The sequence below is a fragment of the Pseudomonas sp. GM78 genome, from assembly GCF_000282475.1.
Classification (GTDB): Bacteria; Pseudomonadota; Gammaproteobacteria; order Pseudomonadales; family Pseudomonadaceae; genus Aquipseudomonas.
The window spans coordinates 56,935-80,085 of sequence record NZ_AKJF01000061.1; the positions used below are offsets into that span (position 1 = coordinate 56,935).

At 60.3% G+C, this 23,151-nt stretch carries 21 protein-coding genes; 9 read left to right on the forward strand and 12 right to left on the reverse strand.

Translation table 11 applies throughout. From position 1 onward, the window contains the following. Positions 1-88: 88 nt before the first annotated feature. From PMI35_RS23930 to pdxH, 4 genes are all read left to right on the forward strand, one after another. The gene (locus PMI35_RS23930; protein WP_008056817.1) at positions 89-2,599 is read left to right on the forward strand and encodes a beta-galactosidase; all 2,511 of its coding nucleotides are present in this window, start codon (positions 89-91) and stop codon (positions 2,597-2,599) included. Between the two features lie 112 nt (positions 2,600-2,711). Further along, a complete protein-coding gene (locus PMI35_RS23925; protein ID WP_008056818.1) occupies positions 2,712-3,857 on the forward strand; it encodes an EstA family serine hydrolase in 1,146 nt (381 codons plus the stop codon). 113 nt (positions 3,858-3,970) lie between these two features. Further along, entirely contained in the window at positions 3,971-5,083 is a 1,113-nt protein-coding gene (locus PMI35_RS23920; RefSeq protein ID WP_008056820.1) for an OmpA family protein, read from the forward strand. 24 nt (positions 5,084-5,107) lie between these two features. After that, positions 5,108-5,755 carry a pyridoxamine 5'-phosphate oxidase gene (gene pdxH / locus PMI35_RS23915; protein ID WP_008056821.1) on the forward strand — a complete coding sequence of 216 codons (648 nt, stop codon included), beginning with the start codon at positions 5,108-5,110 and terminating at the stop codon, positions 5,753-5,755. 5 nt (positions 5,756-5,760) lie between these two features. Here pdxH and PMI35_RS23910 read toward each other — a convergent pair whose 3' ends face one another. Beyond that, a complete protein-coding gene (locus PMI35_RS23910; protein ID WP_008056823.1) occupies positions 5,761-5,997 on the reverse strand; it encodes a hypothetical protein in 237 nt (78 codons plus the stop codon). Positions 5,998-6,163: 166 nt separating this feature from the next. Between PMI35_RS23910 and PMI35_RS23905 the strand changes: the two genes are divergently transcribed. Continuing rightward, a complete protein-coding gene (locus PMI35_RS23905) occupies positions 6,164-6,628 on the forward strand; it encodes a glycine zipper 2TM domain-containing protein (RefSeq protein WP_008056824.1) in 465 nt (154 codons plus the stop codon). A 79-nt stretch (positions 6,629-6,707) separates the two neighbouring features. Here PMI35_RS23905 and PMI35_RS23900 read toward each other — a convergent pair whose 3' ends face one another. Beyond that, on the reverse strand, positions 6,708-7,178 hold the full coding sequence (locus PMI35_RS23900) for a hypothetical protein (protein WP_008056825.1): 471 nt from the start codon (positions 7,176-7,178) through the stop codon (positions 6,708-6,710). Between the two features lie 217 nt (positions 7,179-7,395). Beyond that, the gene (nhaA, locus tag PMI35_RS23895; protein ID WP_008056826.1) at positions 7,396-8,583 is read right to left on the reverse strand and encodes a Na+/H+ antiporter NhaA; all 1,188 of its coding nucleotides are present in this window, start codon (positions 8,581-8,583) and stop codon (positions 7,396-7,398) included. Between the two features lie 249 nt (positions 8,584-8,832). Here nhaA and PMI35_RS23890 point away from each other — a divergent pair, with 249 nt between their 5' ends. Next, positions 8,833-9,927 carry a PLP-dependent cysteine synthase family protein gene (locus PMI35_RS23890; RefSeq protein ID WP_008056827.1) on the forward strand — a complete coding sequence of 365 codons (1,095 nt, stop codon included), beginning with the start codon at positions 8,833-8,835 and terminating at the stop codon, positions 9,925-9,927. 145 nt (positions 9,928-10,072) lie between these two features. Here the strand turns inward: PMI35_RS23890 and PMI35_RS23885 are convergent, their stop codons facing one another. Together PMI35_RS23885 and PMI35_RS23880 are read right to left on the reverse strand one after the other, a co-directional pair. Then, the gene (locus PMI35_RS23885; protein ID WP_008056828.1) at positions 10,073-11,686 is read right to left on the reverse strand and encodes an NAD(P)/FAD-dependent oxidoreductase; all 1,614 of its coding nucleotides are present in this window, start codon (positions 11,684-11,686) and stop codon (positions 10,073-10,075) included. Between the two features lie 95 nt (positions 11,687-11,781). Beyond that, positions 11,782-12,447, reverse strand: a complete 666-nt coding sequence (locus PMI35_RS23880; RefSeq protein WP_008056829.1) for a COG3650 family protein — start codon at positions 12,445-12,447, stop codon at positions 11,782-11,784. Positions 12,448-12,621: 174 nt separating this feature from the next. Here PMI35_RS23880 and PMI35_RS23875 point away from each other — a divergent pair, with 174 nt between their 5' ends. Beyond that, entirely contained in the window at positions 12,622-12,990 is a 369-nt protein-coding gene (locus tag PMI35_RS23875) for a hypothetical protein (RefSeq protein WP_008056831.1), read from the forward strand. Between the two features lie 35 nt (positions 12,991-13,025). Here PMI35_RS23875 and PMI35_RS23870 read toward each other — a convergent pair whose 3' ends face one another. After that, positions 13,026-13,622: a short chain dehydrogenase gene (locus PMI35_RS23870; protein ID WP_008056834.1), complete on the reverse strand. Its 597-nt coding sequence runs from the start codon at positions 13,620-13,622 to the stop codon at positions 13,026-13,028. A 106-nt stretch (positions 13,623-13,728) separates the two neighbouring features. On the opposite strand from PMI35_RS23870, the gene PMI35_RS23865 reads away from it, so the two are divergent. Then, positions 13,729-14,637 (forward strand): LysR family transcriptional regulator, encoded by a 909-nt coding sequence (locus PMI35_RS23865; protein ID WP_008056843.1) that lies wholly within the window; start codon positions 13,729-13,731, stop codon positions 14,635-14,637. Between the two features lie 196 nt (positions 14,638-14,833). Here the strand turns inward: PMI35_RS23865 and PMI35_RS23860 are convergent, their stop codons facing one another. From PMI35_RS23860 to PMI35_RS23840, 5 genes are all read right to left on the reverse strand, one after another. Continuing rightward, on the reverse strand, positions 14,834-15,535 hold the full coding sequence (locus PMI35_RS23860; RefSeq protein ID WP_008056844.1) for an ABC transporter ATP-binding protein: 702 nt from the start codon (positions 15,533-15,535) through the stop codon (positions 14,834-14,836). After that, a complete protein-coding gene (gene livG, locus PMI35_RS23855; protein ID WP_008056845.1) occupies positions 15,536-16,303 on the reverse strand; it encodes a high-affinity branched-chain amino acid ABC transporter ATP-binding protein LivG in 768 nt (255 codons plus the stop codon). Continuing rightward, positions 16,300-17,556: a high-affinity branched-chain amino acid ABC transporter permease LivM gene (locus PMI35_RS23850; RefSeq protein ID WP_008056846.1), complete on the reverse strand. Its 1,257-nt coding sequence runs from the start codon at positions 17,554-17,556 to the stop codon at positions 16,300-16,302. The genes livG and PMI35_RS23850 overlap by 4 nt, the downstream gene beginning before the upstream one ends. Further along, positions 17,553-18,476 (reverse strand): high-affinity branched-chain amino acid ABC transporter permease LivH, encoded by a 924-nt coding sequence (livH, locus tag PMI35_RS23845; protein ID WP_007947264.1) that lies wholly within the window; start codon positions 18,474-18,476, stop codon positions 17,553-17,555. The genes PMI35_RS23850 and livH overlap by 4 nt, the downstream gene beginning before the upstream one ends. A gap of 232 nt (positions 18,477-18,708) precedes the next feature. Further along, a complete protein-coding gene (locus PMI35_RS23840) occupies positions 18,709-19,836 on the reverse strand; it encodes a branched-chain amino acid ABC transporter substrate-binding protein (protein ID WP_008056847.1) in 1,128 nt (375 codons plus the stop codon). 349 nt (positions 19,837-20,185) lie between these two features. On the opposite strand from PMI35_RS23840, the gene PMI35_RS23835 reads away from it, so the two are divergent. Beyond that, the gene (locus PMI35_RS23835) at positions 20,186-20,491 is read left to right on the forward strand and encodes a DUF2288 domain-containing protein (protein ID WP_008056848.1); all 306 of its coding nucleotides are present in this window, start codon (positions 20,186-20,188) and stop codon (positions 20,489-20,491) included. A gap of 296 nt (positions 20,492-20,787) precedes the next feature. On the opposite strand, the gene PMI35_RS23830 is transcribed toward PMI35_RS23835, so the two are convergent. Then, a complete protein-coding gene (locus tag PMI35_RS23830; protein WP_008056849.1) occupies positions 20,788-22,983 on the reverse strand; it encodes a hypothetical protein in 2,196 nt (731 codons plus the stop codon). Positions 22,984-23,151 lie beyond the last annotated feature (168 nt).

A 23,151-nucleotide genomic window follows, 5' to 3' on the forward strand; every position in this document is an offset into this window, starting at 1 on the left:
GTGGGCAGTTTTGCCCGCCGCGTTGTCTATCTCTCTACCATCGCTTTTCCATTGGCCCGACCGGGTCGCTAGGGAGAATTCCGTTCTCATGATTCGCCGTTCTCTGCGTCGCTCGCTACCTGCCGTTCTTGCCCTGTTCGCAACGCCCTTGCTGGCCGCACCCGCAGGCCAACAGACGCTGTTCAACTTTGTGCGCCCCGCCGACGTGGTCCAGGTGGCGACCCAGGACGCCAGCCTGCCGCAGTCCAATGCCGAACAGACGCCTGAAGGCGAAGTGCTGCGCCGGGTGACGTTCAATCCGGTGGCCCGGCCAACCCTGCGCCTGTCCCCGCAGAGCGGGGCGTGGGACTGGTCGCAGTCGGGCGTCATGAGCCTGCGGATCCAGAGCGCGATGAACTGGGCCGTGACCCTGTACGTGACGATCCAGAGCAACGACGGCAAGACACTGGTCAGTCGCGTCGACCTTCCAGCCGGCCCGGCGCAGACCTTGCTGGTGCCCTTGCAGCCGACTTCACCGCTTAGCCAGGGCATGAAGGCGGGTCCGCCAATGCCGATGACGGTCGACGGTCAGCGCGTTTTGCTCGCCAGCAGTGCCGGTGAGCTGGACCGCAGCCAGGTGGTATCGGTCAGCTTGTCGATGGATCAGCCGAAAGTCGCCCAGAGCATCCTGCTGGAGCGCTTCGGCGTGCAGGACGGCGAAGGGGTCACCCAGGCGGTCTATGGCGCACTGGTGGACGCTTATGGCCAATCGACCCGGGTCAAATGGCCTGAAAAGGTCGGCAACGACGAACAACTGAAAAGCGCCGCCGCCAAGGAACAACAGCAGCTGAAAAACTGGCTGGGCGAGCGCGAAAAGTCCTCCCTGGACAAGTTCGGCGGCTGGACCACCGGGCCGACGTTCAAGGCCAGCGGCTTTTTCCGCACCGAGAAACGCGACGGCCGCTGGTACCTGGTGACGCCGCAAGGGCATCCGTTCTACTCGCTGGGGGTCAATGCCGTTACGGCGGACGTCAACCAGACCTATGTCGCCGGTCGTGAATGGATGTTCGAATCCCTGCCCAAGCCTGACGAACCGCTGGCCAATCACTACGGTGAAGGCGACAACCGCGGTGGTAACGGTGTCGATCAGGGCCGCGGCTTCAATGCCGGCAAGTGGTACGACTTCTATGGTGCCAATTTGCAGCGTCTGCATGGCGACCCTTGTGCATTGGGCAGCAATACCAAGGCAGGCGTCGCTGAAGCGGCGAAGGCCGACGCGGTAGAGGCAACGATTGAGAAGGCTGCCGAGCCCCCTGTCACGCCATCAACCGCCGAATCCGGTGTCGCCGAAGCCGCCCGCACTGGCGCTGTCGATGCGACGGTGGCGAAAGCGACTGAGCCAACACCTGCCGAGCCCTGCAAAACGACATTTGATGAGCAGCGCTGGACCGGCCACACCCTCGATCGCCTGCAAGCCTGGGGTTTCAACACCCTCGGCAACTGGAGCGCTGAGACCCTGGGTGGCGCTGAACGCGTTCCCTACACCTTGCCCCTGTCGATCGTCGGCGATTACGCCAGCATCAGCACCGGCAGCGACTGGTGGGGCGGGATGCCCGACCCGTTCGACCCGCGTTTCGCCATGGCGACCGAGCGCGCGGTGGCCATTGCCGCCCGCGACCACCGCGACGACCCTTGGCTGATCGGTTACTTCGCCGACAACGAACTGGCCTGGGCCGGTCCCGGCGATGACCCGAAAGCCCGTTATGCGCTCGCCTACGGCACCTTGAAAATGACCACCGACGTGCCGGCCAAGCGCGCGTTTCTCAAGCAGTTGCGCGACAAGTACCGCAACCAGGCGGGCTTGTCGAAAGCCTGGGGTATCGATCTGCCGGCCTGGGAGCTGATGGAAGACCCGGGCTTCGTGCCGCCTCTGCCAAGCGCCGAACACCCGGAAATCGAGGCCGACTTCAAATATTTCCAGAAGGTCTTCGCCGACACCTACTTCAAGACCATTTCCGACTCGCTCAAGTGGCACGCGCCGAACCAGCTGTTGCTCGGTGGCCGGTTTGCCATCAGCACCCCGGAAGCGGTTGAGTCCTGTGCGCAGTACTGCGATGTCCTGAGCTTCAACATGTACACCTTGCAACCCCAGGACGGTTACGACTTCGCCCAACTGCGCAGCCTCGACAAACCGGTGCTGATCACCGAATTCAACTTTGGCTCGACCGATCGCGGCCCGTTCTGGGGCGGCGTCACGCAACTGGCGAAGGAAGAAGACCGTGGCCCGGCCTACGCGAACTTCCTGAAACAGGCGCTGACCGAACCGTCGATTGTCGGAGTGCACTGGTTCCAATACCTCGACCAGCCCGTGACCGGGCGCTTGCTGGATGGCGAAAATGGTCACTTTGGCCTGGTAGGCATTACCGATCTGCCATTCCAGGGCTTCGTCGACAGTGTGCGCAAGAGCAATCTGGCGGCGCTCGAGCAGTTGCGCAAAGAGGCGCAGAAGGCTGCAGCCGAAGTCGACAAGGCGAACCATGACGCCGAGGGCGGGCGCAAGGCCGAGGCTGGCCAAAGCCCGGGGAAGGGCGCTGGTGGGCATTCCGGTAAAGGCCATTGAGTCCTGATCAGTTCTGCCAGTGATTGACCGCCCAGCCCGCACCTGTTCCCAAAACCCTCAAGGGCTGGAACAATGCGGGCCACTTTTACAGAACGTTTGCGGGGAGTTGCGGGTGCAGATTCAGGGTCATTACGAGCTTAAGTTCGAGGCAGTGCGTGAAGCGTTCGCGGCGCTGTTCGACGATCCTCAGGAACGTGGCGCCGCGTTGTGCATCCAGATCGGCGGCGAAACCGTCGTCGACCTGTGGTCCGGCACCGCCGACAAGGACGGGAGCGATGCCTGGCACAGCGACACCATCGCCAACCTGTTCTCCTGCACCAAGACCTTCACCGCCGTCACCGCCCTGCAACTGGTGGCCGAAGGCAAGTTGCAACTGGATGCCCCGGTGGCTCGCTACTGGCCTGAATTCGCCGCCGCTGGCAAAGAATCGGTCACCCTGCGCCAGCTGCTTTGCCATCAGGCCGGGCTGCCGGCGTTGCGCGAGCTGTTGGCCCCTGAAGCGCTCTATGACTGGCAAACCATGGTCGAGGCGCTGGCCGCCGAAACACCCTGGTGGACGCCAGGCGAAGGCCACGGTTATGCGGCAATCACTTATGGCTGGCTGATCGGCGAGCTGCTGCGTCGTGCTGACGGCCGTGGCCCGGGTGAGTCCATCGTGGCGCGGGTCGCCAAGCCTTTGGGCCTGGATTTTCACGTCGGCCTGGCCGATGAAGAGTTCCATCGCGTGGCGCACATTGCCCGCGGCAAGGGCAATGTCGGCGATGCGGCGGCCCAGCGCCTGCTGCAAGTGACCATGCGCGAGCCAACGGCCATGACCACCCGCGCTTTCACCAATCCGCCTTCGGTGCTGACCAGCACCAACAAGCCGGAGTGGCGGCGCATGCAGCAGCCGGCGGCCAATGGCCACGGCAATGCCCGCAGCTTGGCCGGGTTCTACACCGGGTTGCTCGATGGCAGCCTGCTCGAAGGCGAGCTACTCGACGAACTGACCCGTGAGCACAGCCTTGGCGAGGACAAGACGTTGTTGACCCGGACCCGCTTCGGCCTGGGCTGCATGCTCGATCAACCGGATGTGCCCAATGCCACCTTCGGCCTGGGCGCGCGAGCGTTCGGGCATCCGGGCGCTGGCGGTTCCGTTGGGTTCGCTGACCCCGAGCATGATGTGGCGTTCGGATTTGTGACAAATACCCTGGGGCCGTACGTCTTGATGGATCCGCGCGCACAAAGGCTTGTGCGGGTACTGGCCACTTGTCTGTAAATCACGCTTAAAGGTTCCGGAGCTGGAACCCGACAGCCTTTTCAGTTTCCAAGCGTCTGTTTATGCGGGCCGATTCGGCCTGATCTTTATTACTTCATTTTTGTGGATATCCAATGTCAACCAAACCCACCCTCGCCTTGGCACTGTGCTTCGCTATTACCGGTTGCGCACAGACTCCTAAAAGTGATGTAGACGGCGGCAGCTGGTGGCCGTTCGGGTCTTCCGACAAAGTCGCGACCAAGACACCGGCTCCAGCCCCGACCCCAACCCCGGCACCGCTGAAACCGGTGGCCGCGCCGGTTGCCAAGGCTGAAAGTTCCAGCCCTTGGTACTGGCCGTTCGGCTCCGAGGAAGCGCTCGATAAAAAACCGGAAGTAAAACCTGCGGCCAAGCCGGTCGAAGTGGCCAAGGCCAAGGCTGAGGCCGATGCGGGTGGCAAGTGGTGGTGGCCGTTCGGTGGCAAAGAGCAGAGCACTGCCAAAGCCGTGCCGATGCCGGATCCGAAAGTCACCCAGGCCTGGCTTGATGACTACGAGCCGCGCCTGCGTACAGCGATCAAGGACAGCAACCTGCAACTCGAGCGCCGTGAAAACGTATTGGTGGTCACCGCGCCGGTAGAAGGATCGTTCAACCCGGACCGTCCGGCCATGCTGCTGCCGGTGGTGCTCGGCCCGTTCACTCGCGTTGCGAAAATCCTTGAAGCCGACCCGAAGACGGCCGTGCTGGTACTCGGCCACAGCGATACCTCGGGTGCCGCGCCCGCTAATGTGAAGCTGAGTCAGGAACGTGCGCAATCGGTGGCTGCAATCTTCCGTCTCAGCGGTCTGCAGCGTGATCGCCTGATGCTGCGCGGCATGGGCGGCGAAGCCCCGCGTGCCGCCAACGACAGCGTTGAAGGTCGTGCCTTGAACCGTCGGGTGGAGCTGTTGGTCACGCCGCAAAACACCATGGTCGCGCTGCTGAGCAAGTACAATATGCCGGCTCCGGCGCCTGTGCGCATGGTCGCGGCCCAGGACATCAAACCGGTGGCCAAGCCTGTGACGCCAGCCCCTGCCGATGCAAAGAAAGCGGCTGCACCGGTCGCGAAAAAAGCGCCGGCCAAGAAAGCCGCCAAGGCTCCAGCCAAGAAGGCACCGGCTAAAACCGTGACACCTGCGAAAAAGACTGCACCGGCCAAAGCCGCTGCCGACGCGACGAAGGTCGCCGCCGATACCACAAAGAAGTGATTCGTTAACCATAAGGAATGCGCCATGACCAAGGCCCTGGCTGATATGCGCCGCGACTACACCCGTGATGGCCTGACCGAGGCGCAAGCGCCGGTCGAGCCGTTTGCGCTGTTCCACCAATGGTTTGCCGACGCGGTGAAAACCGAGCAGGCACCGGTGGAGGCCAATGCCATGACCTTGGCCACTGTCGACCAGGACGGACGGCCGCATTGCCGCATTCTGCTGCTCAAGGGCCTGGATGCGCAGGGCTTCACCTTCTTCACCAACTACGACAGCGCCAAAGGCCAGCAGCTGGAGGCGAATCCATTCGCCGCCATGACGTTTTTCTGGCCGACGCTGGAGCGTCAGGTGCGGATTGAAGGTCGGGTGGTGAAGGTCACGCCCGAGGAGTCCGACGCGTACTATCAGGTGCGCCCGCTGGGCAGCCGCCTCGGTGCCTGGGCTTCGCCGCAGAGCCGGGTGATAGCCGATCGCAACGAACTGGAGTCGCTGCTCAAGGATACCGAGCAGCGTTTCAGCGATACCCAGCCTCACTGCCCTGAACACTGGGGCGGTTATCGTCTGCTGCCAGAACGCATCGAGTTCTGGCAAGGTCGACCAAGCCGACTGCACGACCGCCTCAACTATCGCCTGCAGGGTGCCAGCTGGATTCTTGAACGTCTGGCGCCTTAAGCAGTCTACCGCTCGGGATAGTCTGCCGCGGCGGCCTCAAGCCACTGCGGCAGGTCTCGACGCTTGATTTTCTGCGCCTGGGCGCTCGCCAACCGTTCGAGCATGAAGGCTTTCTTCTGCTCGTCCTTGCCGGCCAGCGCCAACGCCAGGTCCCGGTCCATCCAGCGTCGGATGCGTACGTACAGCCAGCCATGGAAGTACAGTCCGGCGACGGTCGTCACGACAATGATAAAGTAATCCATATAAATCCCCGGTCAGTGGCGCAGTTTTGAGTAAAGGCCGCTACTGTGTGGTGAGTTCGCAGTCGGCCTGTACGGAGCCTGAATCGAAGCAATTTTCTCCGGGCAAGGCCGTGACAGGCGTCAAGCTGGGGAGTTTAATGGTTACTTGTCCTTTGGAGTTGATGCTATGCGTAAGTCTGTTCTGCTGGTTGCTTCCTTTTCTACCATGGCGATGTTGCTCACTGGCTGCCAATCGAGCCTGACCGGTGACTCCTATTCCCGTGACGAAGCGCGTCGCGTGCAGACGATTCGCATGGGCACCATCGAAGCCCTGCGACCGGTGAAAATCGAAGGTACCAAAACCCCGATTGGCGGCGCTGCGGGTGCAGTGGTTGGCGGTGTCGGCGGCAGTGCCATCGGCGGCGGTAAAGGCAGTATCGTCGCTGCAGTCATCGGTGCAGTTGCCGGCGGCCTGCTGGGCTCGGCCACTGAAGAAGGCCTGACCCGCACCCAAGGCGTGGAAATCACCGTGCGCGAAGATGACGGCAGCATGCGCGCCTACGTGCAACAGGTTCAGGAAAACGAAGTGTTCCGTGTCGGCGAGCGCGTGCGCATTGCCACCGTTGATGGCACCAGCCGCGTTTCCCACTAAACGGGAATATGGGTAAAAGAAACCCCCGATCAGGGTGACTGGTCGGGGGTTTTCTTTTGCGCCAGTTTCCCGCATCAGGCTACAAATCGCTGTTCTTCAGGGCCGTTTCAATGATCTGCTCCGGTGTCAGTTCTTGAGCGTTGTCTCCATCACCAAAGTACTCACCGGGCCAGAAAAAAAGATCGGAAATACGAGCATCTGGAATATTAAGTGCCAGCATTTTTAGCCAGAAGTCGGTGGTGTGTTCCGGGCTATCGGCATTCATGACTCTTCGAGCGATTTCGATCAGTTCAGATTGGGAGATATCCCTCAGGCGCCGTTCATAAGGAGCTGTCAGGATCTGGCGAACCCATGTGTCATGATCCTGGGCCCCGAAAACGCCTTGAAAATCGAGAAAGGTTAGATGGGTCATGGCCTCTCGATTGAATTCAGCCAACAGATTCCAGGCCCGATCCTGATCTGCGCCAGCGATTTCGGCAGCAAGGTCTGCAAGGCGAGCGACCTTCGCTTCGCAAAGATCCGGGGGCATTAGTTCCTGACGAAGCGTCATAACCCTCTCCAACATTACTGAATTTGACCGTGCCTGCATAAAGCAAAAGGCACGGGTCAGAAATCGCAAAGTTATCGAGAAAGGCCTGGAGATTTATGCAGGCAGCATCCGTAAAGATCGTAGGAAGAATCTGATGCGTTGTGCGAAAGCTGAACCTGTAGGAGCATGCTCGCTCCTACAGGATTTCCAGCATTGGAAGCTGTTGCTCCGTCCGGGGCTATGCAGCCTGTAGCACAGACCTGCGACTCGCCGCCGCTGTCACGGCATAACCTATCAGCGCCGCCAGAATCGAACCGGTCAGGATCCCCATGCGGTCCATCCCGGCGTAGTCACTGACGCCCGGCTCAAAGGCCAGCGAACCGACAAACAAGCTCATGGTGAAGCCGATGCCGCAGAGAATCGCGACCCCCAGCACCTGGCCCCAATTGGCACCCTGGGGCAGGGCGGCGATGCCGGTTTTCACCGCGAGCCAGGTCAGGCCATACACGCCGACGGTCTTGCCCAGCAGCAAGCCGATCGCGATGCCCATTGGCACGTCATGGGTGAAGCTCTCGACGGTCACGTCGGTCAGGGACAGGCCGGCGTTGGCGAAGGCGAACAACGGCAGGATGCCGTAGGCCACCCAGGGGTGCAGCGCGTGTTCCAGGGTCAGCAGGGGCGATGGTTCGGCGTTTTTCGTGCGCAACGGAATGCAGAAAGCCAGGGTCACGCCCGCCAGCGTGGCATGCACACCGCTTTTGAGCACGCAGACCCAGAGGATCAGGCCGATGATCATGTACGGTCCGAGCTTCACCACGCCTAGCCGGTTCATCCCGATCAGCGCCGCGATGCAGGCGGCGGCCAGGGCCAGGGACAGGGTCGACAGCGCGCCGGAATAGAAGATCGCGATGATGACAATGGCGCCGAGGTCGTCGATGATCGCCAGGGTCATCAGGAACAGCTTCAGCGACACCGGCACGCGTTTGCCCAGCAGCGCCAGTACACCCAGCGCGAAAGCGATGTCGGTGGCCGTCGGGATCGCCCAGCCATTCAGGGCTGGCGGGTTGTCCCGGTTGAGGAACCAGTAGATCAGCGCCGGCACGACCATGCCGCCAATGGCGGCCGCGCCGGGCAGGACGATCTGCGACGGCTTGGACAGTTGCCCGTCGAGGACCTCGCGCTTGACCTCCAGCCCGATCAGCAGGAAGAACATCGCCATCAGCCCGTCGTTGATCCACAGCAGCAGCGGCTTGGCGATTTTCAGCGCGCCGATCTGAGCGACGACGGGGGTTTCCAGCAGGTCGTTGTAAAGCCACGACAGCGCGGAGTTGTTGATGATCAGCGCGAGGACAGCCGCAGCGATCAATAGCAGACCGCTGGCAGCTTCCAGCTGAAAGAAACGCGTGAACGTGCTACGCAGAGGCAAGGTCGCTCTCCATCGATAAAGTCAAAAGGTGGCACACCCTAACCCGTACCGTTAGTTGTTAAAACAAAAGTTATATTCTTTTTTGTTATATGTCGTAACAGCACGATTCTGCGGCAAGGAGCTGAGCCTAGCAGTTGCCGGACGTATTGGAACTCAGCTGTATCTGTGCTGGATGTAGGATTTTTCCTAAGCTTGGAGGTTGAGGCTGTGACAAGGCCGCCTATTGCCCGACCCATCGAGAAAACCACCATGAGCGACAATCGACAGTGGTCCCGCGAAGCCATCCGGATCATCGAAGCCGATTTCCAGCGCAGCGCCGACACTCACCTGATCCCTTTGTCGCTGCCGGGTTTCGCGGGCATCGAGTTGTACTTCAAGGATGAGTCGAGTCATCCCACCGGCAGCCTGAAGCACCGTCTGGCGCGGTCGCTGTTCCTCTATGCGCTGTGCAATGGCTGGCTCAAGCCCGGAGCGCCGGTGATCGAGGCATCCAGCGGTTCGACGGCAATTTCCGAGGCCTACTTCGCGCGTTTGCTGGGGGTACCGTTCATTGCCGTGGTGCCAGCCAGCACGTCGAGGGAGAAGATTGCGCAGATCGCGTTCTATGGCGGGCAAACGCATCTGGTCGCGGACCCTACGCAGATATACGCCGAGTCCGAGCGCCTGGCGCGAGAACACGACGGCCACTTCATCGACCAGTTCACCTACGCCGAGCGCGCGACAGACTGGCGGGCGAACAACAACATCGCCGAATCGATCTTCCAGCAGATGCGCTACGAAAAGCACCCGGAGCCGAGCTGGCTGGTGTCCAGCCCCGGCACTGGGGGCACGACGGCGACCCTGGGACGTTACGTGCGTTATCGCCAGCACGCCACCCGCGTGTTGTGTGCCGATGCCGAACGCTCGGTGTTTTTCGATTACTACCAGAGCGGCGATGCCAGCCTGCGCCTGGATCACGGTTCGCGGGTCGAGGGCATTGGCCGGCCCCGGGTGGAGGCGTCATTCCTGCCCAAGGTCATCGATGCGATGGTCAAGGTGCCGGACGCATTGTCGTTGGCAGCCATGCACTACCTGGCCGAACGCCTGGGGCGTCACGTTGGCGGATCGAGCGGGACCAACCTGATTGGCGCCTTGATGGCGGCGCAGCAGATGGCGGCGGCGGGGGAGGTGGGGTCGATCGTGGCGATTCTGTGCGACAGCGGCGAGCGCTATGCCACGACGTATTACGATCAGGCGTGGCTCAAGGCCGAGGGGTTTGAACTGAGCGGGTTGATCGATGCGGTGGCAGCGACGGTCGAGCGCGGCGAGCCGCTGCCGGCTACAGTGTTGCGCGCCAATATCTAAGATCTTTCAGACGCTGAAAACCCCTGTGGGAGCCGGGCTTGCCCGCGATGGCGGATTCAAATTCAACACAAATGTTGACTGAACCACCGCTATCGCGGGCAAGCCCGGCTCCCACAGGTTTCGCATTGTTCCGGTGATTTGCGTGTCAGGCCTCAAGGCCCAGGATATCCCGCGCCACGGCTTCGGCAATGCGAATGCCATCCACACCCGCCGACAGAATCCCGCCCGCATAACCCGCGCCTTCACCGGCCGGGAACAAGCCCTTGACGTTCAGGCTTTGCATCGACTCGTTGCGGGTGATGCGCAGTGGCGACGAAGTACGCGTCTCGATCCCGGTCAACACGGCGTCGTGCAGCGAGTAACCGCGAATCTGTTTCTCGAACGCCGGCAAGGCTTCGCGAATCGCCTCGATGGCGAAGGCGGGCAAGGCCAGCGCCAAGTCACCCAGGGCAACACCTGGCTTGTAGGACGGTTCGACGCTGCCCAGCTCGGTGGACGGCTTGCCGGCGATAAAATCGCCGACCAGTTGCGCCGGTGCCTCGTAGTTGCTGCCGCCGAGCACAAAGGCGTGGGATTCCAGGCGTTCCTGCAACTCGATACCGGCCAGCGGGCCGCCCGGGTAATCGACTTCCGGTGTAATCCCGACAACGATTCCGGAGTTGGCGTTGCGCTCGTTACGCGAGTACTGGCTCATGCCATTGGTGACCACGCGGTTCGGCTCGGAGGTCGCCGCCACTACCGTACCGCCCGGGCACATGCAGAAGCTGTAGACGGAGCGGCCGTTCTTGGCGTGGTGCACCAGTTTGTAGTCGGCGGCGCCGAGTTTCGGGTGGCCGGCGTACTTGCCCAGGCGCGCGCGGTCGATCAGCGACTGCGGGTGCTCGATGCGGAAACCTACCGAGAACGGCTTGGCTTCCATGAACACGCCGCGGCCATGGAGCATGCGGAAGGTGTCACGGGCGCTGTGGCCGAGGGCCAGGATCACGTGTTTGGAGTGGATCTGTTCGCCGCCATCGAGTTCGACGCCAACCAGTTGGCCGTCCTCGATCAGCACGTCGGTCACCCGCTGCTGGAAGCGTACTTCGCCGCCCATGGCGCGAATCTGTTCACGCATGTTTTCCACAACGCCGGTCAGGCGGAATGTACCGATGTGCGGTTTGCTGACGTAGAGGATTTCTTCCGGGGCACCGGCCTTGACGAACTCATTGAGCACTTTGCGCCCGATGAACTTCGGATCCTTGATCTGGCTGTAAAGCTTGCCGTCGGAGAATGTCCCCGCGCCGCCCTCGCCGAATTGCACGTTGGACTCTGGGTTGAGCACGCTTTTACGCCACAGGCCCCAGGTGTCCTTGGTGCGCTGGCGTACTTCCGTGCCGCGTTCGAGGATGATCGGCTTGAAGCCCATCTGCGCCAGCAGCAGCCCGGCGAAAATCCCGCACGGACCAAAGCCGACCACAACGGGGCGCACGCTCAGGTCGGCCGGCGCCTGGCCGACCATCTTGTAGCTGACATCCGGTGCCACGTTGACGTTACGGTCATCGGCGAACTTGTGCAGCACCGCCGCTTCATCGCGAACATCGAGGTCGATGGTGTAGATGAAGCACAGCTCCGAGGACTTTTTGCGTGCATCGTAGCTGCGCTTGAACAGGGTGAAGTCGAGCAAGTCATCGCTGGTGATGCCCAGGCGCTGCAGGATGGCAGGGCGCAGGTCTTCATCGGGATGGTCGATCGGCAGCTTGAGTTCGGTGATTCGTAACATGGCGGGATCCGGTTCGCGGGGCGCACAACTGCGCCAGGGCGTTTGAAACCGGCGATTATAAGCCTCAAAGGCGCAGGCCCGTGAGGCTTAAACGATCAGTCGTCGCGCGATCCGCCGAAATACCCGCAACCACGTTGCACCTGGCCGTTGATTCGCAGTTCAGCACTCATGTGCTGAATGCTGCCGGTGCTGCTGTCGACGCAGCGTTGCGGTGCGACCCACAGTTCGATGTGCTGCTGGTTGGCTTCGGTGCTGAGGTTGAAGCGGCCATCGCCCAATTGCTCCTCGACGTAGGGCACGGCCAACGGTGCCTGGCCGGCGCGTTCGAGGACCATGCCTTTGCCGGTGACCTTCATGCTCCACTCGGGGGCATGGCCGGCGGCGCGCAGGATCAGCTTCTTGAAGTCGGGATCGGCACAGGCATTGCCCGAACGCTCGACGCGGTAGAGCTGTTCGAGGTCCAGTTGCCCGTCGCCGGAACCGGAAACGATCCGCCCGCGCACATCGGCAAACAGTTTGCCCTGGGCATCGGCCAGGCTCGCGGCCTGTTGCAGGACGCTGGTTCCGCCGGTGTCGTTGACCGCATAACGTTTCTGCTCGCCGCATGGCTGGAACATCAGCTTGCCGTCGGCGGCGCTCAACTGGCCCTGCATGCGGGTCTGGCCTGCGTGGGAAGCGCTTTCACGCGAGCCATCGAACAGCTGACAGGCGGCGAACAGCGGAAGAAGGGCAACGAGGACTAAGGATCGGGCAGCACGCATCTTGGGGTCTCCTGACAAGTGCCGTCACGTTACTCAGCCTGACCGTTCATCACAACCCATGAGTTGGACTTGCATGGGAAACACGCCGCGCATGAAACATTCAGCTGTACTTGAACCACCAGGGTGAAAGGATTTTGGCCGTAACCTTGTCGGTCTTTTTGATGCGGAGGTGTTATGAGGGGCTCAGGCAAGCTGCTTTGTGTGGCATTGGGAATGATGGCCGCGATGCAATGTCTGGCGGCAGACATTGATCTTTCGTCCAGATCCGACTTTTTGGAAATGAACCTGGAGCTCAAACGGGTCGATGACCCAAATCCGCAATCCATTGCGCTCAAGGTCGTACTTAGCCCCGATGCGCAAAGCCGTCTGGAACAGGTAACGCGTCAGGAATTGCACCAGTCTTTGCGCCTGTCCATCAACGGCATCATGGTGTCGACCTCGACGGTTCAATCGGTGATCAAAGGCCCCGGTCTGATGATATCCGTACCGCGCGAGATAGCCGGCAATCTGCTGCCTACGCTGCTGGAGCCGCCGGCAACCTGATGCGGCGCTGAGTCAGCGCCGCACCTTGGGTCTGTTCAGATGTGAAAGGTCTGGCCGGTCTGCAAGCCTTCGACACTCTTGGCGTAGGCCAATGCCACATCGGCTGCCGGAACCGGTTTGAAGCCGCGGAAGTACGGTGCGTATTTGCCCATGGCTTCGACCAGCACGTTCGGGCTGATCGAGTTGACCCGCAGGCCGCGGGGCAATTCGATGGCCGCGGCACGGACAAAGCTGTCCAGGGCACCGTTGACCAGCGCTGCGGAGGCGCCGCTGCGGATCGGGTCGTGGCTCAATACGCCAGTGGTAAAGGTGAAGGACGCACCGTCATTGGCGAACTCACGACCGATCAGCAGCAAGTTGACCTGGCCCATCAACTTGTCTTTCAGGCCCAGGGCGAAACTCTCTTCGGTCATTTCATCCAATGGAGCAAAGGTCACGTTGCCAGCGGCGCACACCAGTGCATCGAACTTGCCGGTTTGCTCAAACAGCTTGCGAATCGAGGCGCTGTCACTGATATCCACCTGGAAATCACCGCTGTTGCGGCCGATGCGCACGATCTCGTGGCGCTGGGACAGTTCCTTGTCCACGGCCGAACCGATGGTGCCGCCTGCGCCGATCAAAAGAATTTTCATGCTGGCTGATCCTCGTATCGAATGAGTGAGGCTTCAGTTTAGAGTGGTTTTTTCTGCGGATAAGCGCACTAATAGGCAACCTTTGGTTTTCAAATGGAAACAATCCATGAGCGAGATGGATGACCTGGCGGCATTCGCCGTGTTGGTCGAAGCGGGCAGTTTTACCTTGGCGGCGCAGCAATTGGGTTGCAGCAAGGGCCAGCTGTCCAAGCGCATCAGCCAGTTGGAAACCCAGTTTTCGGTGGTCCTGCTGCAGCGCACCACCCGGCGCTTGAGCCTGACGGCGGCGGGCGCTGCGTTGTTGCCTCAGGCCCAGGCGCTGGTGGTGCAAGTCGAACGCGCTCGGCAGGCCCTGGCACGGTTGAAGGACGACATGGCCGGCCCTGTGCGGATGACGGTTCCAGTGTCGCTGGGGGAAACCTTCTTCGATGGCTTGCTGCTGGAGTTCTCGGCCCAGTATCCCGAGGTGCAGATTGAGCTGGAGCTCAACAACAGCTACCGCGATCTGTCCCGTGACGGCTTCGATCTGGCGATCCGCTCCGATGTGGCGATCGACCTGCGCCTGGTGGCGCGCCCGCTATTGGCATGGCGAGAGTTGACCTGCGCCAGTCCGGCCTATCTGGAGCAATACGGAGAACCGCAGACCCCCCAGGCGCTGGCTGAGCACCGGTGCCTGCTCAACAGTCACTACAGTGGTCGGGAGGAGTGGTTGTATCACCAACAACACGAACTGTTGCGGGTGCGGGTTTCTGGACCGTTCGCGAGCAACCATTACAACCTGTTGAAAAAGGCCGCTCTGGCTGGCGCCGGCATTGCCCGTTTGCCGTCCTACGCATTGCCGGCGGAATTGGCTGACGGACGTTTGCGTTGGCTGCTGCGTGATTATCAGACCCGCAGCATGCCGATGTATCTGGTGCATCCGTATCAGGGTGGGTTGCCCAAGCGCACGCATGTGCTGGCGGATTATTTGATCGGGTGGTTCAAGCGCAGTGGCGAAGCACTGGACAGACTCTAAACGCTCACATAACCCCTGTAGGAGCGAGCCTGCTCGCGATGGACGTTAACGATGACGTGGGCTGTCTGGATGAACGCAGCGCCCTCCAGTTCTTCGCGAGCAGGCTCGCTCCTACAGTGGGTTTTCATTGTTGGCGGGATTGTGGCAGGCAAAAAAAACGGCCCGTGAAGGCCGTTTTTTTGTTTAACGCCGAGGCTTAGCCACCGAGGTACGCATCACGCACTTTCGGATCGGTCAGCAGCGCTTCACCGGTACCTGTCATCACCACCCGGCCGTTTTCCAGCACGTAGGCGCGGTCAGCGATTTTCAGGGCCTGGTTGGCGTTCTGCTCGACCAGGAACACCGTCACACCGTCCTTGCGCAGCTGTTCGATGATATCGAAGATCTGCTGGATGATGATCGGGGCCAGGCCCAGCGAAGGCTCGTCGAGCAGCAATAGCTTGGGCTTGCTCATCAGCGCACGGCCGATGGCGAGCATTTGCTGTTCGCCGCCGGACATGGTGCCGCCACGTTGGGCGAAGCGTTCTTTCAGGCGTGGGAAAAGTCCGAGGACCTTGTCCATCTGTTCCTGATAGTCGCCCTTGGCGGTGAAGAAACCACCCATGGACAGGTTTTCTTCCACGGTCAGGCGGGAAAACACCCGACGGCCTTCCGGCACCACGGCAATGCTCTTGCGCATGATCTGCGAGGAATCCTGCCCGACCAATTCCTCACCCATGTAGCGGATGCTGCCGCTGTGGGCCCGCGGCGAACCGCACAGGGTCATCAACAGCGTGGACTTGCCGGCACCGTTGGCACCGATCAGGGTCACGATCTCGCCCTGGCGGACTTCGACGTTGACGCTGTGCAGGGCCTGGATCTTGCCGTAGAAGGTGGAAACGTTTTCGAACTGCAGCATTTACGCTTCCCCCAGGTAGGCTTTGATCACTTCAGGATTGTCGCGGATCTGTTCCGGCGTACCGTTGGCCAGGGGCGTGCCCTGGTTGATCACGACGATGTGGTCGGAAATGCTCATGACCAGTTTCATGTCGTGCTCGATCAGCAGCACGGTGACGTTGTGCTCTTCACGCAACACGCTGATCAGGGCCTTGAGGTCTTCGGTTTCCTTCGGGTTCAGGCCGGCGGCCGGTTCGTCGAGCATGAGGATCCGCGGACGGGTCATCATGCAGCGGGCGATTTCCAGGCGCCGTTGCTGACCGTAGGCCAGGGTGCCGGCCGGACGGTTGGCGAACTCCTTGAGATTGACCTTTTCCAGCCAGTACTCGGCGAATTCCATGGCCTCGCGTTCGCTCTTGCGGAACCCCGGGGTCTTGAACAGGCCGGACAGGAAGTTGGTGTTCAGGTGGCGATGCTGGGCGATCAAGAGGTTCTCGACCGCGGTCATGTCCTTGAACAACCGCACGTTCTGGAAGGTACGCACCACGCCCTTGAGGGCGATCTTGTGGCCTGGCAGGCCTTCGATCTGCTCTCCATCGAGCAGGATGCTGCCGCCGCTCGGCTTGTAGAAGCCGGTCAGGCAGTTGAACACGGTGGTCTTGCCGGCACCGTTGGGGCCGATCAGTGCGACCACTTGTTTCTCTTTCACGCTCAAGGCAACGCCGTTGACCGCCAGCAAGCCGCCAAAGCGCATGCTCAGGTTTTCTACTTTCAGGATCTCGCGGCTCATTTGCGCAGCTCCATGTGAGGACGTTGCATGGGCAGCAGACCCTGAGGGCGCCAGATCATCATCAGTACCATCAAGGCACCGAACATCAACATGCGATATTCACTGAACTCACGCATCATTTCCGGCAGCAGGATCATCACCACGGCAGCCAGGATCACACCCAGCTGCGAGCCCATGCCACCCAACACCACGATGGCGAGAATGATCGCCGACTCGATGAAGGTGAAGGACTCCGGTGTGATCAGGCCTTGGCGAGCGGCGAAGAAGCTACCGGCGAAACCGGCGAAACTGGCGCCCAGGGTAAAGGCCGACAGTTTGATCACGGTAGGGTTCAGGCCCAGCGCACGGCAGGCAATCTCGTCTTCACGCAGTGCTTCCCAGGCACGACCCAGGGGCATGCGCAGCAAGCGGTTGATGACGAACAGCGCAGCCAGTGCCAGCAGCAGTGCAACCAGGTAAAGGAAGATCACCTTGTTGATCGAGTTGTATTGCAGGCCGAAGTACTCGTGGAACGTCTGCATGCCTTCGGCGGCTTTACGTTCGAAGGTCAGGCCGAAGAACGTTGGTTTCTCGATGTTGCTGATGCCGTTCGGACCGCCCGTGAGGCCGGTCAGGTTACGCAGGAACAGACGGATGATTTCACCGAAGCCCAGGGTCACGATCGCCAGGTAGTCGCCGCGCAGACGCAGCACCGGGAAACCGAGCAGGAAGCCGAAGGTGGCCGCCATCAGGCCGGCAATCGGCAGGCAGATCCAGAAGCTCAGGCCGTAGTAGTGCGACAGCAGCGCGTAGCTGTAGGCGCCGACGGCGTAGAAACCGACGTAACCCAGGTCGAGCAGGCCGGCGAGGCCCACCACGATGTTCAGGCCCAGGCCGAGCATCACGTAGATCAACACCAGCGTCGCGATATCCACCGCGCCGCGAGAGCCGAAGAACGGCCAGACCAGTGCACCGGCGATCAGCGCAATGATGAACCAGCGTTGCGTGGAGGGCAGGGTCAGGAAATTGCTGGCCTTGGCCGGAATCAGCGGCATGCTCGGCGAGGAACGCCAGGCCGAGCTGATCTGCTGGTCGAACAGGACACGCAGGAACATCAGCACCGAGCACACGGCGATGGTGATCAGCGTGGCGGTGCTGGTGCCATGGACTTCGAGGTGGATACCGACGATGGTCAGCTTCAGGCCCAGTACCGGATAGGCTACCGCCCACACCAACAGCGCGCTGAAGAGCGCTTGCTTAAGATTTCTAGTCATACCTTCTCAACCTCCGGACGGCCCAGCAGGCCGGTTGGCCGGAACAACAACACCAGAACCAGGAGACCGAAGGCCACGACGTCCTTGTACTGGTCGCCGAAGATATCGGCACCGAAAGCTTCTGCCACACCCAATACCAGCCCGCCGAGCATGGCGCCCGGAATGCTGCCGATACCGCCCAATACCGCGGCGGTGAAGGCCTTGAGGCCGACCAGGAAACCGGCGTTCGGGTTGATCACGCCGTATTGCATGCTCAGCAGCACGGCCGCGATGGCCGCCAGCGCGGCACCGATGACGAAGGTCAGGGCAATGATGTTGTTGGTGTTGATACCCAGCAGGTTGGCCATCTTGATGTCTTCGGCACAGGCGCGGCAGGCGCGACCCAGGCGAGAGCGGGAGATGAACAGCGTCAGGCCGAGCATGGCGACCAGGGTCACCACGAACACCACGATTTGCATGTAGGAAATCAGCACTTCATGTGCGCCACCTGGCCCGAAGGCAAAGTTGCCCGGAATCAGGTTGGGAATGGATTTGTCCTTGGAGTCTTGCGCCAGCAGAACGGTGTTCTGCAGGAAGATCGACATGCCGATGGCGGAGATCAGCGGGATCAGACGGTTGCTGCCGCGCAAGGGGCGGTAGGCGATCCGTTCGATGCTGTAGCCGTAGGCACTGGTGACGACGATAGTCGCCAGGAAAGCGGCGGTCATCAACAGCGGAACACTGTCGAGTCCCAGCATGGCCAGCCCGGCAATGGCGATGAACGCCACGTAGGAGCCGATCATGTACACCTCGCCGTGGGCGAAGTTGATCATTCCAATGATGCCGTAAACCATCGTATAGCCGATGGCGATCAGGGCATACGTGCTGCCAATGGTCAGACCATTAACCAGCTGTTGGAAGAAGTGATAGATGTCAGGCATTACAGCGCTCCTAAAAACCTGATACGCATTTCACTGGTGGAGTCATTTTCCCGCCCGATCCCGTGGATCTGCATCCACTTCGAATTCGGGGTTTGCCAGCGAACCGCTGATGACGGTTTTGAGATTTTCAGGTGGGGAGACTAGCGGATCACGCCAGCGCGGCCCAGATACGTTCGTAAAACAAAGCCCACGGCACGCCGTGGGCTTTATTGGCAGTCAGTCAGGCAGGACCTTACTGAGGCGAAGCTTCAGTTTTTGGCTTGCCGAAGTGCCACTCGTAGACCACGAATTTGAAGTCTTTCAGGTCGCCCTTGTCGTCGAAGCTCAGGTCGCCGGTCGGGGTCTTGAAGGTGCCTTTGTGGATGGCTTCAGCCACTTTGGCGGAGTCTTCGGACTTGGCAGCCTTGATACCTTCGGCGATCACGGTCACAGCCGAGTAGGCCGGGAACACGAACGGACCACTTGGGTCTTCTTTCTTGGCCTTGAACGCGTCAGCCAGGGCGACGTTGGCCGGATCCTGGTCGAAGGATTTCGGCAGGGTCACCAGCAGGCCTTCGGAGGACTTCTGGGCGATCTGCGAGATCGAGTCGTTACCCACGCCTTCCGGACCCATGAACTTGGCTTTCAGGCCTTTTTCATCCGCTTGACGCAGGATCAGGCCCAGCTCCGGGTGGTAGCCGCCGTAGTAGACGAAGTCGACGTTGGCTTGCTTGAGCTTGGCGATGATCGAGGAGAAGTCCTTGTCGCCGGCGTTGATGCCTTCGAACACGGCAACCTTGGTGCCTTTCTTCTCGAGGGTCTGTTTAACGGCGGTAGCGATGCCTTCACCGTATTGCTGCTTGTCGTGCAGGACAGCAACGATTTTCGGTTTGACGAAGTCGGCGATGTAGTTACCGGCGGCAGGGCCCTGGGCGCTGTCCAGACCGATGGTGCGGAACACCATTTTGTAACCACGGTTGGTGATGTCCGGGCTGGTGGCAGCCGGAGTGATCATGATCACGCCTTCGTCTTCGTAGATGTCCGAAGCCGGTTGAGTGGAGCTGGAGCACAGGTGGCCAACCACGAATTTCACGCCGTCGTTGACGACTTTGTTCGCGACCGCTACCGCTTGTTTTGGATCACAGGCGTCATCGTATTCAACGGCTTCGAGTTTCTTGCCGTCTACGCCGCCTTTGGCGTTGATCTGTTCAATGGCCATTTTGGCGCCGCTGAACTGCATGTCGCCGTATTGGGCTACAGGGCCGGTTTTAGGGCCGGCGATGCCGATCTTGATGGTGTCAGCTGCGAACGAATGGCTGGCAACCCCGGCCAGAACCATAGCGGCAAACAGTTTGGAAATCTGCTTAGTAGCCTTAGTCATAGTGCTCCACTCTTACTGTTGTAATTTTTATAGTCCTGGCGCCGCAGGCGGCAGAACCGGGTAAGTATCTACGACATTCCCCGGAAAAGCCCCTCGGCAACTGTACCGGTACAGTGTAGAGCGCCGATTGTCAGCCTGGGAAGCTGGCGCCAGGGGGCAAAACTTGGGGGTGTCGCTTTTTTGAAAGAAAAAGTCAGAATTGCGGCGGGGTTTTGACGGGCTTATAGCCATATTCCGTGCATTCCCTGGCATTCCTGCGCTTTTCATTCGGTGATGCAAATTGCTTCTGGGTTTTTCTGCCTGAGCACCGACGTTATCATTGCGTCGATTTCTTTTCCGGACCGGACCCATGACTGAAGAACCTAGCACCCTCTATGCCAAGCTGCTTGGCGAAACCGCATCTATTTCCTGGAAGGAGCTGGAGCCGTTCTTCGCCAAGGGTGCCCTATTGTGGGTCGACCCCAGCCTTGATTTGATCGCTGCCGCCGAGGCCATGGCAACCGACGACGGCGAGAAAGTGGCTGCCTGGCTGGCCGCCGACCAGGTCGCCAAGCTCTCTGAAACGCGGGCGCTGGATCTTTTCCAACGCGATCCACAGCTGTGGGCAGTGGTGGTTTCGCCGTGGATCATGATCCAGGAAAAGGCACAGGCTTGACGGATGCGCCTTATTGGTGCGATGGCTTGGCGGCGATAAGTGTGTAGCCGAGTAGCGTGATGGCACGTTGCCGTAGAGAAAGGCCACGCTTCACGGTGACGTAAACGTAACGGGAACAGTTGCGGGGACAATCAAACGGCCGCTCAATTGTTTCTGGATGTTGAAAAAGTGTTGTTCTTGAGGACGCCATCGCGAGCAGGCTCGCTCCCACAGGGATCGCATTCACTCAGAAGGAACGCGGTCAACTGTGGGAGCGAGCCTGCTCGCGATAGGGCCGACTCGGTGTTGCGCCGGGCTTAGAAAGTCTTGCCCGTATGGTTATTCAACGAAATAACCTTGGTCTTGCCAATCCGGTGACGATAGATCTCGCGCAGGTACTTGATCGCTTTTTTCACGCAGTCGCGGGACAGGCGGATGTCATTGATTGAGACAAACTTGTCCTTGTCGTTGATCAGCTCGCGATACTTCTTCTCGTACATCGGTTTGATCGCATACCAATTGGTATCGAGAATTTTCGCCGGGTTCTCGAACTCGTTGAGCAGGTCGTCGATCAGGCTTTCATCGAATTCTTCGTTGATGATGAAGTCCAGGACCGAGTTGTCCAGGGTGTCATCGAAGCGGTAAGGGGTTCGCGCAAAGCAACGCTTGATGAACGCCACGATCAAGGTCAGGAAATCGTCCGACAGGCACGGACTCTTGGCGATCAGGGTGGTCAGCGACAGGTTGGCCGAGGCGCCGATCACCAGCGCATAGCGCTTGAGCGTGGTGTTGGGGAACAGGTTGTTGAGGTGCGTCTTCAACCGGTTCAGGTCCATGTAGGACAGCTTGTAGTCCTTGGGCAGGGAAACGATCGACACCACCGACGAGCAGTTCTTGAAGAAGTGCAGGTCGTGCAGGGCCGCCGCGTCATACCCCGAATTCTTGTACTGCTCCAGCGACGCCCGATAGCGCTTGGACTCGATCGGCAACAGACTGATGCCTTCGATGGCCTGGGTAACCTTGTTGAAGTGCGGCAGGTCGATGGAGCGGAAGAACAGGTCGTCGATGTTCAGGCGCTGTGGCTCTTTCTCGAACACCTTGAACTTGTCGCCGGTAGGCGCCGGGGTTTCCGGAACCACGGACTCGGCGTAGGCAATCGCTACCGGGCCGGCCAGACTCATGAACAGGTCGTTGGCGTCCAGGCGAATGGTTTCGCCAATGTCGATGCCGGCACGGCGGAAATAGTTCTGGTCGTAGTCGGTCGTGACCGCCTGCGCGGTCAGGATGTTGAAGATCTGCTGTGAGATGTACTGGTTGGCATGCTTTTCCATCGCGTTGACGTCGATGTTCTGGATGTTGCCGTCATCGCTTTCTTCGGCATAGCGCATGATGTCGTTGGAAATCAGCATCATCGCGTTCCAAGGACGGATACGGCCCATGACACTGGCTTCGCTGCTGTCTTCGTTGGCGAAGTTGTAGGAAAAGTCCCACTCCTCCGACAGGTATTTGCACAGCAGGCGACCGGCGTTGATGTGCAGCGCTTCGGACATTTCACTGCGGTGATCGGAAATGTTTGGCAATACGCAGATGCCGCTGGTGAAGATCGGCTCGAAGACGAAGGCGTGGCCACTCTTGCTGTCATGCTCGTCCATCGGCTTGGTGTCGAACGTCTTGTTCATGTACGAGTGTTGCTGGGCCAGGCCGAACTCCGAGGCCATGCCTGAACCGGTGCCGCCGCCGGCACTGAAGATCGAGAAGTACAGGCGCGACTGGTTGGCCTTGATGCCGCAGCTGTCGATCAGGTACGAGTGGATCATCTTCCAGTCCGGGCTGGAGAAGCGCTGGGTGTCCTTGTTCAGGATGATCTTGGCCAGGTACTGGCCGAGGATCGGCGCGTTACCGGCACCCCCGGCATGGACTTCCGACAGGTCCATGATTTTCATTTTGCTGTAGTCACGCAGGAACCCGCTTTTTTCGCCTTTGCGCGAGAAGCGGATACGCCCGGCAATATCCTTGTCCAGGTCGCCCAGCATCACCAGCGGTTCTACCAGGAACACCGGTTTGGTGGCCTTGTTCGCCCCCAGGCGCAAATTGTTACGAATCCACTGGGCCGGGCTGTAGCCCTTTTCCGCATAGCGTTTGTCTGGCGAGAGGCGGTCTTCGTTGTTGAACTCGTTGAGGTAGAACTTGCGGGCGTTGTAGACCAGTTCCGCGACATCCAGCGCGATGTTCGAACCGCAGCGGCCCAGGCCAATCAGGCACACTGACGGGAACTGCTGGTCGTTGTGCTGTTCGTTGTCGCCTTCCAGATGCGGTGGGCGGGGGAACACCATGTCGCGCAGGCCGTCGAGGTTGTCGAGGATGCGATCGGTGTTGGTTTCGGTGAAGTACAGGTATTGCTGGGTCGCCAGTGGGCGCGACGGCGTCAATGGCTTCGAGGGTACGGGGCTGTTAGCCGCCGGGCTCAGCGTCAGGTCGGAAAGCGCAGGGGCCGGGTTGTTTTTGGAAGTCATTGTTCGCCATGTACCTGGGCTGGTTGGTCGCGGACTACTGTCGTCGACCATCACGGAATGAGAGCTCGCGTCTTTTATCAGCGCGTATTAGTCCCGGGCGGCGCAGTCAGCTTGCGCGTCGCTCGGCGGAATCCTTTCCTGCATCTTGATGAATCGGCCAATATTCGG

What these genes read in the sequence shown, in the direction of transcription:
- PMI35_RS23930 (WP_008056817.1), top strand. Translation starts at nt 89, where the DNA reads ATGATTCGCCGTTCTCTGCGTCGCTCGCTACCTGCCGTTCTTGCCCTG.
- PMI35_RS23920 (WP_008056820.1), top strand. Translation starts at nt 3,971, where the DNA reads ATGTCAACCAAACCCACCCTCGCCTTGGCACTGTGCTTCGCTATTACC.
- pdxH (WP_008056821.1), top strand. Translation starts at nt 5,108, where the DNA reads ATGACCAAGGCCCTGGCTGATATGCGCCGCGACTACACCCGTGATGGC.
- PMI35_RS23910 (WP_008056823.1), bottom strand. Translation starts at nt 5,997, where the DNA reads ATGGATTACTTTATCATTGTCGTGACGACCGTCGCCGGACTGTACTTC.
- PMI35_RS23905 (WP_008056824.1), top strand. Translation starts at nt 6,164, where the DNA reads ATGCGTAAGTCTGTTCTGCTGGTTGCTTCCTTTTCTACCATGGCGATG.
- PMI35_RS23900 (WP_008056825.1), bottom strand. Translation starts at nt 7,178, where the DNA reads ATGACGCTTCGTCAGGAACTAATGCCCCCGGATCTTTGCGAAGCGAAG.
- PMI35_RS23890 (WP_008056827.1), top strand. Translation starts at nt 8,833, where the DNA reads ATGAGCGACAATCGACAGTGGTCCCGCGAAGCCATCCGGATCATCGAA.
- PMI35_RS23885 (WP_008056828.1), bottom strand. Translation starts at nt 11,686, where the DNA reads ATGTTACGAATCACCGAACTCAAGCTGCCGATCGACCATCCCGATGAA.
- PMI35_RS23880 (WP_008056829.1), bottom strand. Translation starts at nt 12,447, where the DNA reads ATGCGTGCTGCCCGATCCTTAGTCCTCGTTGCCCTTCTTCCGCTGTTC.
- PMI35_RS23875 (WP_008056831.1), top strand. Translation starts at nt 12,622, where the DNA reads ATGAGGGGCTCAGGCAAGCTGCTTTGTGTGGCATTGGGAATGATGGCC.
- PMI35_RS23870 (WP_008056834.1), bottom strand. Translation starts at nt 13,622, where the DNA reads ATGAAAATTCTTTTGATCGGCGCAGGCGGCACCATCGGTTCGGCCGTG.
- PMI35_RS23865 (WP_008056843.1), top strand. Translation starts at nt 13,729, where the DNA reads ATGAGCGAGATGGATGACCTGGCGGCATTCGCCGTGTTGGTCGAAGCG.
- PMI35_RS23860 (WP_008056844.1), bottom strand. Translation starts at nt 15,535, where the DNA reads ATGCTGCAGTTCGAAAACGTTTCCACCTTCTACGGCAAGATCCAGGCC.
- livG (WP_008056845.1), bottom strand. Translation starts at nt 16,303, where the DNA reads ATGAGCCGCGAGATCCTGAAAGTAGAAAACCTGAGCATGCGCTTTGGC.
- PMI35_RS23850 (WP_008056846.1), bottom strand. Translation starts at nt 17,556, where the DNA reads ATGACTAGAAATCTTAAGCAAGCGCTCTTCAGCGCGCTGTTGGTGTGG.
- livH (WP_007947264.1), bottom strand. Translation starts at nt 18,476, where the DNA reads ATGCCTGACATCTATCACTTCTTCCAACAGCTGGTTAATGGTCTGACC.
- PMI35_RS23840 (WP_008056847.1), bottom strand. Translation starts at nt 19,836, where the DNA reads ATGACTAAGGCTACTAAGCAGATTTCCAAACTGTTTGCCGCTATGGTT.
- PMI35_RS23835 (WP_008056848.1), top strand. Translation starts at nt 20,186, where the DNA reads ATGACTGAAGAACCTAGCACCCTCTATGCCAAGCTGCTTGGCGAAACC.
- PMI35_RS23830 (WP_008056849.1), bottom strand. Translation starts at nt 22,983, where the DNA reads ATGACTTCCAAAAACAACCCGGCCCCTGCGCTTTCCGACCTGACGCTG.